Below are 12,550 nucleotides of genomic sequence, written 5' to 3'. Positions count from 1 at the left end.
CTTGCTCAGTCGTGGCTCTAGATGGGCATGTTCAAGGATTTAGGCGATGAGGACTATAGAACGTTAATGAGGAGAATAGATGTGTTGCAGGGCGACGTGAAGGAGGCCATATGTAAGTACCTAGAGCTGGGAATGATTGTTGACACCAAGGGAAAAGCCTATGTAACGCTAAATGGTACCTTAATTCTACAGGATTCACCGCTTGCGCCGGAGCTCATTAGGAGCGGGATCGGCATGGAGGTTAGCGGCGCCGTTGTGCTGCCCAGCTTCTTCTCATGGATTTACTGGATTAAACCGCTTTGTCCAGATCTCGAGGGTGAATTCATTGATGTCCTACCCATGAGAGTCTTTGGAATAGGCGCTGCGCCTTATGCAGAGCTTGGGGGTGTGGAGGAAGGCCTTGCAGGCCTAGTGAAGAGCATTGGGTTCTATATTGTTGGTTCGGTGAAGGATGTCTTATTGAGGTCGTGGATAATGGATGGATTGACCTTCGATGAGAACGTGGATATGATAGTTATAGCCGATAACGAGACCATAGCGCATAAGTACGTTGATACGAGGAGCAGCATTCATGTGGGCTTATCCTCAATGGAGCGATATGCCCAGTATGGCTTTGATAGATTGATGTTGGTTCACCCATTCTTATCTAGGCAGTATCATGCGGAGGTGGTCTCCAAGATTATCTCACGTAAGGTAATCTCAACCGCTGGTTACGCTGCATTGATAATGGATGATTACGAGATAAATGGGATAATCATGTATAAGTGGCCCCTCATTAATTACATGCTTTCACGAAGCCTCAACGTGATGCAGAGGAACATGCAGCTCAAGAAATTCATAACAGGCTAGCAATTCCCGGCATTATTTGGGAAGGGAGGAACGCNTTAATTGGTTGCCTCTGGACTTTGGGCAATGATGAGCATTAACGCATGATGGGTGATTTCAAATCCAGGCTGCTGATAAAACGAACGGCAAACCTCGCCCCTTTAGGGCGGGGAGGAGGTCAGTATCAAAATAATGCTGTCTTATTCGAATATGCAAATGCTTTGGATTTCTTGGGTAAGGAAGATGAGGCAGTGCCCTTATATCGAAGAGCTTTGGCAATGGGTCTTTCGGGAGAGATCAAGACTCAAGCTGAGATTCAATTAGGGAGCTCGCTGAGCATTATAGGGGAAGACTCGAGTGCCGTAGAGATACTGGACAGAGTATATAGAGAGACTAATGATCCAGCGGCTCTCGCATTCCTGTGCATAGCTCTATATAGATCTGGTGAGATTAAGAAAGCCTTGAAAACGGCTCTTGGCTTCATAATTTCAAGCGAACAGGGTTTATTGCCTGAGTACAAGAGGGTTCTCTCGCAATACCTTAATGAAGTAACTTAATAATGTATCTATTGAGGAGTCGCGTTAATTAATCCAAGCCTCATGGCTCTGCTTACTCCCCTCCTGTACCCTATTATTCCGAATATTATGACCACGATTATGACTAGGAAGAAGCCTATTCCGAGGGAGTGTAGATTATGTATCTTTATCGGCGTCACTATGTTGTAGTTAAGGAGTTGAGGCCACATTAGGATCGCGGCGCCGGCGGCAATGAAGGCGAGGCCCCCGTACTCGAGCACCATGGTGGTTATGGTCTTTCCAACAAGCGCTATGCCTGCCATCGATAGGTTCTTCATCCTGGTTAGCCAAGCCGCAAAGATTGAGCCAAACATGACTTGGGCAGTCATGGTTCCTAAGCCGAATAGTAGCCCCGGCACGAAGCCAAGGTATGGGGATGGCATTGATGGGGCTAGCACCGTGTATATTATCAATGCGAATGCGCCGAATCCGAAGCCTGCTATGAAGCCGTGGATTAGGGCGAGCCTCACTGGAACGGGCTTAGTTAGGTCCCTCTCATTTACTATGGCTGGGTTTAGCCTGTGCCTTAACTCTTCCTCCTGGAGCTTGCTTCCCTTTCTATGTATTCCCGTTAATTCGCCTAGCTTCCTCTCAATGTAGTGCCAGTGAAGGTACTCGCCATGTCTCGCTATGTATATGCCGGCCGCCGCCATCGCTATTCCAACTGCTATGTAGGTGGCTCCGAAGGCTGTCGTGGTCATGAAGAGGCCGGCTAAGGCTAGGTATGCTAGCTCGGATAGTATTGCCCTCTGTGCAGTGAAGCCTGCGGAGAATATTAGGCCCGTCTTTGCGCCGCCCTTCACGCTGAAGGTGCCCACCGAGTATGAGAAGGTGATGGGCCATGTGTGTTCATCGGGCGTCACGCCGTGCACTATGCCGAGGAGGTACGATATTATCAGTGCGCTCAGGAAATCAACGTTTTGCGGGTTCCATAGATTGATGGTTACCATAAAACATTAGGGTATCCCTAATTATTTATAAATCCTTCGCACAAGATCAAAATCGCCGAATCCCCGAAAGAGACTCGTCGGGGAACCTATAAAATACGTAGAGGAATGGAAGCAGCATCATCAATATGAAGAACGCCATCAACCAGTGGCTTAGAAATACATTGATAACTAATAACAACGAAAGCAATATGGCCGTCACCAACTCCAGGGGGGCAGCCCTAAGCCTAGCGGGCCCACCCTTGGGGGTGACTCCCCAATTAATGGGGATCCCCATGAATCCCTTAATTGTGGCGATAAGCAGGTGAGGGGCCAATGCGCCCATTATCGCCGAACTACGGCCGGCATAAATGCTGGATTCCCAGCGATTCAATCCATGTCTCCTCAACGAGTCCCCGTAAAAAAATGAAATAATGGCCAATAAGCCGATATGGATGATGGCTAATGGCCAAAGAATGCGCATTATATCTATCCCCATCACTATGCTCCCCACCCCAGCCACCATTACTGCCAGAAGCAATAAAGGCACTGCTAGGTACTGCATCAAGAATATGGTGGAGTCAAGCTTAGCCCACGCATTTATGGGGGCCCTCATTATATCCATGAATCTCCTCCTCAAGACATCCGCAGTGCCGTAAGCCCACTTATACTGCTGAAACCGAAAAACACTATAAGTACGGGGATTCTCAACTAGCGTGGGTAACTCAATGAACTTAACGGTATAGCCGTTACGCATCAATATAGCCCCCATATCCATATCATCCTGAAGCGCTGCCGGGAACCAGCCTCCCACGCCTCGTAATGCATCCACCCTAAACATAGTGCCGGAACCAATAACGTAAAGAGGTAAACCCAATGCTTGCCGCCCACCCCAGAGAGAATCCACGGTGAAATCCATTGATGCGGATACTGCTTGGGAAACCAAGGTATCCCAATTACGTCCCCGCCACCTACTCACGACCGCCGCCACATTGCCCTTAAGCGCCTCAGCAGCCATGCGGGGAAAAGATGGGTGAACAATGCTATCAACATCAATAACTAACAGGTACTGGCCAGTGGCGTTCCTCAGCCCCTCATTTAATGCCCCCGTCCTACCATTCACCCCTCTCTCCCTCCTGATGAGCCTAGCCTCCATCGTTGGCTTTAGCTCAGCTACATGCTTCTTCAGCGAATTAAAGGCGGCCTCATCATCATCGCTGATAATTATTAGCTCCATGTTATTATGGGGCCACTCTATCCTGGACACGGAGTTAATTAGCTCAGTTATTAATTCAAGCGACTCCCCCTTGACCGGCACAATTATTGATAATCGCCCACTAATTTCCCCGCCGCCCAAGCGCTGCCCCGATCTTGACCTGATGTAGGCAACATAATAAATAGCCTCATTTATTGTCATTATGAGAGCGGGTAACCAGAGGATCACAACCATGATCAGGGTTGCCCATAATGCAACTGGCATTAATGATAGACCGGCATAGACCATTTTTAAGTAATGACTCAATGGATCCCTCGACCGCTCCCACAACTGCGGGGCTTAATGAAGAGGAGATATAAAGCCCAACCGCCCGGATCAGAGCGGGGGTCAGAGCGGCCTGTAGATTCCGTGTTCTTGAGTTTCAGGACCTTTTCTCTGTTCTCACTATTATTACCTCCACATCGTGCCTATGCTTATCATGGTGGGGATAAGTATGAGGCAGCACCAGCGTTGAGTGCCCCACCGCTTGTCCCCCTATCTTCCTCAGCACAGTGGCTGCAATGCTTCTTTTATGAATGGAGTAAATCACGTTGCAGAATCCCAGAGCCGCCTTAACCATATCGGTATCCAAGCCATGCCGGCTCCATATGCCGAACGGCGGATTAATGAAGCATGTAGCGGCGTAATTATCCCTAATGCCCGGCCTCAAGGCATCCATCACGACTGCATCTATGGATAATTGGGCCGAGTTACTCAAGCAGTCCTTCACCGCGTCCTCATCCACATCCATGCATACCACTTTTGATCCAAGCGATGCGGCTGCGACCGCAAAAACGCCTGGACCACACCCAACATCCACTACCCGCCCTAATTCCCCCCTCATGAAGGATAGCCAGACTATTGATGCGGCTAAGTGGGGCGGGGTAGTGTATTGCTCCAGGTGAAGCTTGGGCTTGCTGAATCCATGTAATCCCTGCAGCATTATTTCCAAGTCCTTCAGTGACTTAATCATGGCAATGAATAATGCTCTATATNTACCTATCTGCCNCGGGCGGGAAGTACCCGAAGCTGCCATATATGGCCGGTAGATCCATTAATCTATGGCCCTTCAATGCCTCCATGAATGGCCTAAGATTATACCAGGACGGCGTAACCATGCGGAGCCGGTAAGGCATGTTAGACTTGCCGTCGCTGACCAACGTATAAAGCAATGTTCCCCTCGCCGCCTCAGTTAACGTGGTGTACTCGCCCTCCGGCACTATTATTCCAACCAGGGTCCTAAAGAAGTAGTTGCGAATATCCTTACTAACCTTATCCCTCTCCTTAGGCGGCACCCTAGCGAGTAATTTACTCCCAATGACTGGCCCCTCAGGCATATCCTTTATGGCTTGCCTAATCATCTTTATGCTCTGCCTTATCTCCTCCACCCTAACCAAGAAGCGCGAGTATGAGTCGCCCTCATCCGAGACAGGTATATCGAAGTCTAGTTTCTCGTACGCCTCATATGGCTCTGCCTTCCTCACGTCGTAATCCACGCCGCTCGCCCTCAGGAATGGCCCAACGGCTCCATACTTTATCGCCTCCTCCCTGCTTAGGATCCCGACATCCCTCATTCTGGCTATGGTGGCTGGGTTCCTCACGAATATTCTGCCGAATTCATCCATTTTCTTCTCGATGTAGAAGGTGGAGTCATATATGTACTTCAGCATGTCTTGATCCACGTCCCGCCTCACGCCGCCGGGAATTATCCAGGAGAGCGTTGTCCTGGCTCCAGTTATTCTGGCGAATGCCTCTATTATTAATTCCCTTAAGCCGAAGGCCCACATGTATCCAGTGGATTGCCCCAGGAACACCGCTAGTATTCCAGCATCATAGAAGTGATCCGCTATCCTGCTTAGCTCGGCGAGTATGGTCCTGATGTATAGGGCTCTAGGCGGGACATCTAGATCCATCATTTTCTCGATTAACCTAACGTAACCTATATCCATTATGGCGGNCTCAGCTATTGTTGGTCTCTCTATTAGGGGAATGGCATGTATGTATAGCCTCGTCTCCGCTAGTTTCTCCACTGCCCTATGAACGAAGCCGGGGTCAGGTATTGCATCAATTATGTAATCGCCCTTAAGCCTAAGTATTATCCTCATGTGACCCGAGCCCGGGTGAGCGGGGCCTATTAGGACTAGGTACTCATCGTTCTTATACGCCTCCTCGACGGCCTCCTTCGGGACGGGCAGGAATAGGGATGATACTTCCCTGGGCACTTGGGCATTGATGTCTATCGCTACTTCCTTCTCCTCCACATGCATCACCTCTCAACTATCACCCTCGCCAAGGAGGGCACCTCGTAATCCTTTCTAAGCGGGTACTTGACCGGCGTATCGGGACTAAGCATGAAGTTTCGCCCCATCCATGGATTACCCTCGAACCACACTCCGAATAATTCATGCATCTCCCTCTCCTGATAATCGGCGCCAGGATAGACGTTTATTATGGTCGGCACCTTCGGATTATTCCTCGGCACCTCAGTGCTTATCGTTAAGAGAATCGCCGCTAATTCCTTGCTGTAGGAGCCCAGCACATACTCTATCCTGAAGACGCCCTTTATTGGTAAATCGATGACGTTTATGGACTTCACGTGATCAAAACCAACCTTAAATGCCGCCTCTATCGCATTAACTATGTTATTTGAATCAGTGGATGCGCATATCCTATTCATTGCTTGAGGCAATGCGTTCACGCCGGCATCCTTTAGTTTACCCGCTAATTCAATTCCTTGGGGCCACTGTAGATTAGGCATTGACTTGCAGGTGTTTATGTCCTTGACTTCCTCCCTCCTATGCGGCGGCGACGGTGGGTTCTGGGGCTTCGGCGATTTCGGCAATGAACTTAGATCGACCTTATTTGGAGTCATTGAGGGCTTCATCTCCCCCTTCTCTATCTTGTCTTGAACCATCCTTATCGCCCTTATCACGGCCTCAGGCGTGGGTGGGCAACCCATCACATACGCATCTATCGGCAGCACGTTCTCGGCCTTAGCCACATGATACGAGTTCCAGAAGACTCCGCCCTCCATTGCGCAGGATCCCATGGCTATCACGAACTTGGGGCTCGGCATTTGATCATACACTACCCTAGCTATTTTAGCCATCTTCAATGAGAGCGTTCCCTCTATCACTATGGCGTTCGTCTGTCGAGGCCCCAGGAAAGGCAGGAACCCCCACCTCTCCGCATCATAGCCGGGGGCCGATGTTTGAGCGAATTCGACGCCGCAGCACGCCGTCACTAGGTGAGTTGGCCATATTGAGTACTTTATTCCCCACCTGCTCAGTTTCTCGGGAAGCAGCGGTATCTCTTGCCCAGTCAATGATATCTTTATCTTAGGCGTTAACTCAGTCATGGCCTCTCACTCACTTGTTGCTTTTTTAATCTGAGTGGATAAGCCACAGCAATTGAGTCCCGGTACGCCACATATATGGCCGGCAACATGGTTATGAAAGTTATTATCAATAGATATATTAATGGAAGACTTGGATAGAAAGATAAGGTAAGGAAGAGCCCTATGATTGGCTCAACGGATAAGAACATTATTAGGAAGCCTATGTACTGCATCGGCAGCATGCTCTTCGCCTCGCCAATGGGAATATTGCCCGCCTCGANCCTCATCGTCTTAACCGGGCTCTCCCTCTTATTGCCGAATATCCTCCTCAATAGTAATACGACGCCATCAGTTAATAAACCGATCGCCAAGAGGAACACGACGGCCACAATGGAGCCTACCGCTGACATAACTGGGTTGTAGAAGCTATAGTTTATAAGCATAACTAAGCCGCAGCCAGCTCGCGGTTCATGGGTCGACTAAGAAACAGCGGTTCCCATATTCACTGCGCGTCGGCAATCGATCACTAACTTATAAAGCAATTAATAAATGCATCAATTATGGATAAGGCAATTATCTATACTATCATTGTGGTGGCCGCAGCGGTGGCCGCTAGCCTTGGAACACTGCTTTACCTATACCCGCCTCACCCCAGCGCCTCTCCTCCCCCAATCAATTCATCGCAAACCACGCCGAGCAATGCGACGTCAACCACGGTTACTCCCCAAAACGCCTCCTCCCCCATTGCCTTACTGCAATCATTGAAGGGAGCATTCACCCTTAACCTGGATCAACTTGATTCATTGATATCCTATATGCCTCAAGGGGTAACCATTAATAGGACGACCAATACCATTAGATTCACGGGCAAGACTATATATATAGTCATGCTCGCCGGTCCCCCCAGCAACATATTATCATTCCAATCATTTAACTTAACTAACCCCACAATAGAGGTGCCCCTGGACTCAACAGTGATAATAGCCATAATAGATGCGGGTTACCTAAACCATAGCTTCGGCATAACCTCATCCGCTCCGCCTTACCCGGCCTCCGTATCCCCCAATCAGTACCCACCCGCATTCCCTGGATCCGAGATGCCGCCCACGCTGCTGGTTAACGGCTTATCGCCGGCCTCGGCAAACGTATTCAGCGGCTACTTAATTCAATTCACCGCCACCGAGACGGGCACGTATTGGTATCTATGCTTCGTTCCTGGCCACGCCTCATCGGGCATGTACGGTAAATTCATTGTGTATGGTTGATAAAACGAACGATAAGTCTCGCCCCTTGGGACGGGAGGAGGTCAGTGGATGATTGCCGAGGAATACGCAGCGATGGCGGTCATAATAATTACGCCCCTATTATCATATCTTTACGGCGTGGCCCTGAGGCAGGGTAATTGCAGGTTTCTCCTCGCATCCACGGCATCCATGATACCCATTTCCCTCCTCTTTGTTGATCCATTGGTTTCCCTCGCGATAATGCCAATAATACTGGTCGCGTTATTGCGGGTAAATGCGGTGAATCAATCATGGCGGCAACGGTGATCATTGGGGAATTAGCGATGGGCGTGATTTACCTAGAAACGGTGTTCGGCTCCATACCTAACCTGCTGCTGATAGTTCCCCAGATACAGTTAGGCTTCTTCTATATCAATAATATAGCAATTAATGTGATCGGCGTAGTGAGCGAATCCCTTAATTCGCTTCTCTTCCTATTAATGTACCTAATCACGCTTATTCCACTGCTTAAAACTAAGGAGCGAAAAATCTTGGCAATCGGCCTCACGCTTACTCTCCTAATTAATGTGGGGACCTGGATAGATTTGCCAACGCTGCCCCTAATAGCGCCCACTCTCCCCATAATAAAGGCATTAACGAGTAGGGAGGCAGGGATAGCCATAGGTTACTTGATAACTTACTTGAGGACGGCCACATTATTCCTGAATTACCTTGCATCTATAGCGTTAGCCATTCTTGTTTCCTGGCGAATGGGGAGAGCCAAGTTAGCCAGGGAGGACCTACTCTTACTGCTAATGATACCCATGAGTGCAGCCGCTAATTTAGCGTATTCCCTCTATCTATCAATGATATTATTCCTATTGCTTGGGTCAGTGATGGCCACCCTTGTTTTAAGCAATGCGATAAGGGGCGATACCGAATCGCGGCCTCCTCTAAATCATTGGACTGCATTGATCACATATATTCCATCATTCCTAGCATTCACAATTAGCATAATTGAGACCATTAATCCAACTCTCTCCCCATATACTGCTGCATTACTGGCATTCTCTTCCCCCCTCTTCGGCATCCCGACAGTGATTTCACTAACTCCACTAATAATAAGAATATAATAATGCGGCCCCTGTATCTATTCACGGGCCCAGTCTTTATGTTGTGTGTGCGATGATTAAGTCATGTTGGTAATGCCGAGGGATGTTACTCTATTGTTATTTCAGCCATCATTGTCCAGTGGCCGGGGCCGCAATACTCGAGGCATCTGACCAGTCTTGGGCCTGGATTAGTGAATTGATATACGAATATGGAGACGTAGTCGGGGCTAACTTGCGTCTGGAACTCGAGCTCTCCATTGGGGTTATAGAGTCCAAAATCATGATTGACATCCACGGATGTCAGTAGAAAAACTATTGGTACATTGGGGGAGACCGTTAAGTTCTTGGCCGCGATCAGGGTGCCGTTCTCCGCCACCGTATAGAAGTCCCAGTACCATTGCCCGGCTAATACGACGACTATCCTTATCTTGCCCTCGTTCTGGAGTGGAAGCAACTCATTCACGTCCTGCTGTATTACGTTTGTGCATGCTGTTGCGTAATTATTGGGGCTCGCATAGGGGCACTGAGTTTGTAGGTTATTGACTCCCAGCGACTCCAAAGTGTTACCGGTGACTATTTGTGGGGTTGTGCCGACTAATGCGATGTTTAGTATTATTATGGATGCTATGGAGATGATTATCCAGTACTTCTCGAAGATCTCGGCCCTGTGCCTATATCGTTTTTGCTCATCATCGCTCATTCCCCTCTTGGATCTCGATGCGACCCATACCAGTACCCCCACGCTCACTATTAGTAGTGCCGTGAATATATCGGCGAGGGCAAGGGGGCCTAAGCCTATGTTGGCCGCGTATGGTATAGCCATACCGATGCGTATTTAATCGATGTTAATAAATAGGAAAATATCGTTCATAAATTGTAGTCACATGCATAATTTATTTAAATCAGTTATAAAAAATCTGTGCCTATGCCAATCAATTATTAACATTGAGCTACAACTTATTTAAAATCTATTAAAATCATGCTCATGGGCTCAATAGAGAGCGACGCTATCGAGAAGAGGGCTGGTCGCATTGCCCTCAAGTACTTATTCACGTGGTTCGGCGTGTTTCTGGCGGGAGGATTATTAGGTCTAACCATGAGGTCCCAACAAGCCGATATGATAAGCATCGGTTCCTCCCCCTTCTATATATTGATGACAATGCATGGCCAATTCATGTTCATAGGGCTAGGCACCTTCGGAATGATGGGGGTAACTTGGTACGTGCTGGCCAAGCTATTGCGAACGGATCTTGATTATAAATTGATCGACGCGATCTTCTGGGTACTGGTTGCTGGATTCACATTAATAGGGATAAGCGGTCTCTACGGTGAATTCGCGGCTGGATGGTACTTCCTTTACCCGCTTCCGCTCTATGCCGCCCAGGATCAATGGACGCTTTGGGGAGTCGCCGCATTCTCCCTTGGTGAATTAATGATTGGACTAGCAATAATACTATATACAATTGAGGTTCTATTAGTGGTATCCAGGAAAGGAGGAAGAAGCATCAGGAATGCGCTCAACGCCATAGTTAGGGGGCTTGGGTTCGATGGCTTGATCGGAAGCCAAGTAAGCGGCTTCAATGTGTCGATATTCCCATTAGTGGCGGATGCATTAGACATGTTGATAGCCACGCTCCCCCTAGCCGCTCTATTGCTGGTAATGTTCATAGGCTCAACAGTGGATCCGCGGTTCGGGCTCAATGTAGGGCTAGCCGACAACATGTTCTGGTACTTTGGCCACCCAATAGTGTACCAATTATTGTTCCCAGCGATTGCGGGAATGTACCTAATTTTCCAGACATACTCCAACAGGCCCTGGATAGGGTACGCCACCACGGGCGGCGTCTGGGTGCTGGCTGCCCTAACCAACCTATTAGTGTGGGGGCATCACCTATACCTATACCCATTTCAACCCCTCCCAGTTAATTTCCTCGCCCAATTATCAACGATGGGCATCTCAATAGTCTCCGCGGTCTCCATTTACTCCCTCCTCGCCATGACGTGGAGGGGCGGCATTAAGTGGGATCCACCAATGATGTTCGCCTACATGGGCATATTCGGCTGGCTTGAGGGCGGCTTCAGTGGGATAGCTCAAGCAATGATAGGCTGGAACCTCTACCTTCACAATACTCTCTGGATCGTCGGTCACTTCCACCTCTTCGCATTAATGGTCGTGGCGATGACTGCGATCGCCATGATTTACTACATTGTGCCCCGCATATATGAGGGCGTGAACCTATACGATAAGTGGAGCAAGGTTCACTTCTGGATGAGCCTCATAGGGGGATACGGCTTCGTGAATGTATGGATGGCGGAGGGAATACTGGGAGTGCCGAGGAGGTACGCCTATCATTACTTGCTAAGCGTGTACAGCATACCTGTGCCTAACCTGGACTTACTGGGCGTGGTGTTCGCAACAATACTGGGGATAGGTCAAGGCATATTTGCGGTGAAGCTGTTCAATGAGTTGGTGATCAAGAGGATAAGGAGGATAGGTCTTGAGGTGGAGCAGTATGCCTAAGGAAGAGAAGGAGAACGTGGATCTAATCAGGAGGCGCACGCTTAAGGCATTGGTGGCGCTGGCGGGGGCAGCCGTGATAATGGGCGCTGTTCCCCCATTAGTGGAGGAAATAATTCCGCCGATCACTGGACTCACAAGTTTCCCAACGCTTAAGCTTCTGGATGAGAATGGTAACCCAATAAAGGCAAGCTCTATACCGCCTAACGCCACTAATCTATACGTATTCAGTTACCCATTAAGTAATGAGCCGAATATGTTGATAAATATCGGGGATGAGAACGGTAACCCAGTGGCGGTGCCGCCGACCACGGTAACGGTTCCGCAAACGGGCGCCACATATGATTTTCCGGGCGGCGTGGGGCCAAGCAAGTCAATAGTGGCCTATAGCGGCATATGTCAGCACTTAGGGTGCCAGGCCCCCCTCATATCTTTTTATCCCAATGTCCCCTCATGTCAACCAGCCCAAACCAGCGCTGGATCCCTGAAGGGCGTCATTCATTGCCTCTGTCACGGTAGTACTTATGATCCAATTAAGGGCGGCGCCGTGATAACTGGACCAACGGTTAGGCCTTTGCCGTATGTGGTTCTCAGATATGATTCAAGCACTGATGAGTTATATGCGGAAAAAATGATTGGGCCAGTCGTATATGGTCATCCAGGCTTCGGCAATCCAACTCCCGACGTGGTCAATGATCCAATGGGCGATCTACAGGGCGGTTCCCCAGTGACAAGCGCGGTGGTGAGTAATCTTGGGAAGCTTTCCCAGTGCGGGTGAT

Annotated in this window: 14 protein-coding genes; 7 read left to right on the top strand and 7 right to left on the bottom strand. The window is 49.1% G+C overall.

Annotation, left to right across the window (positions count from 1 at the left end):
* The first annotated feature begins 21 nt into the window (after nt 1-21).
* A complete protein-coding gene (locus AT710_03075) occupies nt 22-849 on the top strand; it encodes a hypothetical protein (protein KUO92537.1) in 828 nt (275 codons plus the stop codon).
* Nucleotides 850-929: 80 nt separating this feature from the next.
* Nucleotides 930-1,382 (top strand): hypothetical protein, encoded by a 453-nt coding sequence (locus tag AT710_03070; GenBank protein ID KUO92536.1) that lies wholly within the window; start codon nt 930-932, stop codon nt 1,380-1,382.
* Between the two features lie 8 nt (nt 1,383-1,390).
* Here the strand turns inward: AT710_03070 and AT710_03065 are convergent, their stop codons facing one another.
* From AT710_03065 to AT710_03040, 6 genes are all read right to left on the bottom strand, one after another.
* Nucleotides 1,391-2,350, bottom strand: a complete 960-nt coding sequence (locus AT710_03065) for a hypothetical protein (GenBank protein ID KUO92535.1) — start codon at nt 2,348-2,350, stop codon at nt 1,391-1,393.
* Between the two features lie 46 nt (nt 2,351-2,396).
* Nucleotides 2,397-3,872: a hypothetical protein gene (locus AT710_03060; GenBank protein ID KUO92534.1), complete on the bottom strand. Its 1,476-nt coding sequence runs from the start codon at nt 3,870-3,872 to the stop codon at nt 2,397-2,399.
* 91 nt (nt 3,873-3,963) lie between these two features.
* Entirely contained in the window at nt 3,964-4,617 is a 654-nt protein-coding gene (locus tag AT710_03055; GenBank protein KUO92533.1) for a hypothetical protein, read from the bottom strand.
* Nucleotides 4,571-5,848, bottom strand: coding sequence for an NADH dehydrogenase (locus tag AT710_03050; protein ID KUO92532.1), 1,278 nt, complete (start codon nt 5,846-5,848; stop codon nt 4,571-4,573). Before AT710_03050 ends, AT710_03055 begins: the two co-directional genes overlap by 47 nt.
* Nucleotides 5,848-6,939 (bottom strand): F420H(2):quinone oxidoreductase, encoded by a 1,092-nt coding sequence (locus AT710_03045; protein ID KUO92531.1) that lies wholly within the window; start codon nt 6,937-6,939, stop codon nt 5,848-5,850. Before AT710_03045 ends, AT710_03050 begins: the two co-directional genes overlap by 1 nt.
* Nucleotides 6,936-7,328, bottom strand: coding sequence for a hypothetical protein (locus tag AT710_03040; GenBank protein KUO92530.1), 393 nt, complete (start codon nt 7,326-7,328; stop codon nt 6,936-6,938). Before AT710_03040 ends, AT710_03045 begins: the two co-directional genes overlap by 4 nt.
* A gap of 150 nt (nt 7,329-7,478) precedes the next feature.
* On the opposite strand from AT710_03040, the gene AT710_03035 reads away from it, so the two are divergent.
* From AT710_03035 to AT710_03025, 3 genes are read left to right on the top strand one after another with little or no spacing between them, the layout of a single operon-like run.
* The gene (locus AT710_03035; protein ID KUO92529.1) at nt 7,479-8,183 is read left to right on the top strand and encodes a hypothetical protein; all 705 of its coding nucleotides are present in this window, start codon (nt 7,479-7,481) and stop codon (nt 8,181-8,183) included.
* A 48-nt stretch (nt 8,184-8,231) separates the two neighbouring features.
* On the top strand, nt 8,232-8,468 hold the full coding sequence (locus AT710_03030) for a hypothetical protein (GenBank protein ID KUO92528.1): 237 nt from the start codon (nt 8,232-8,234) through the stop codon (nt 8,466-8,468).
* The gene (locus AT710_03025) at nt 8,453-9,274 is read left to right on the top strand and encodes a hypothetical protein (protein ID KUO92527.1); all 822 of its coding nucleotides are present in this window, start codon (nt 8,453-8,455) and stop codon (nt 9,272-9,274) included. The genes AT710_03030 and AT710_03025 overlap by 16 nt, the downstream gene beginning before the upstream one ends.
* Before the next feature lie 85 nt (nt 9,275-9,359).
* Here AT710_03025 and AT710_03020 read toward each other — a convergent pair whose 3' ends face one another.
* Nucleotides 9,360-10,076 carry a hypothetical protein gene (locus AT710_03020; GenBank protein ID KUO92526.1) on the bottom strand — a complete coding sequence of 239 codons (717 nt, stop codon included), beginning with the start codon at nt 10,074-10,076 and terminating at the stop codon, nt 9,360-9,362.
* Between the two features lie 156 nt (nt 10,077-10,232).
* Between AT710_03020 and AT710_03015 the strand changes: the two genes are divergently transcribed.
* The gene (locus AT710_03015) at nt 10,233-11,774 is read left to right on the top strand and encodes a hypothetical protein (protein KUO92525.1); all 1,542 of its coding nucleotides are present in this window, start codon (nt 10,233-10,235) and stop codon (nt 11,772-11,774) included.
* Nucleotides 11,767-12,549, top strand: a complete 783-nt coding sequence (locus AT710_03010; protein KUO92524.1) for a (2Fe-2S)-binding protein — start codon at nt 11,767-11,769, stop codon at nt 12,547-12,549. Before AT710_03015 ends, AT710_03010 begins: the two co-directional genes overlap by 8 nt.
* Nucleotide 12,550 lies beyond the last annotated feature (1 nt).

This window comes from Thermocladium sp. ECH_B (assembly GCA_001516585.1).
Classification (GTDB): Archaea; Thermoproteota; Thermoprotei; order Thermoproteales; family Thermocladiaceae; genus Thermocladium.
This window is presented reverse-complemented; position numbering and strand designations above follow the sequence as displayed.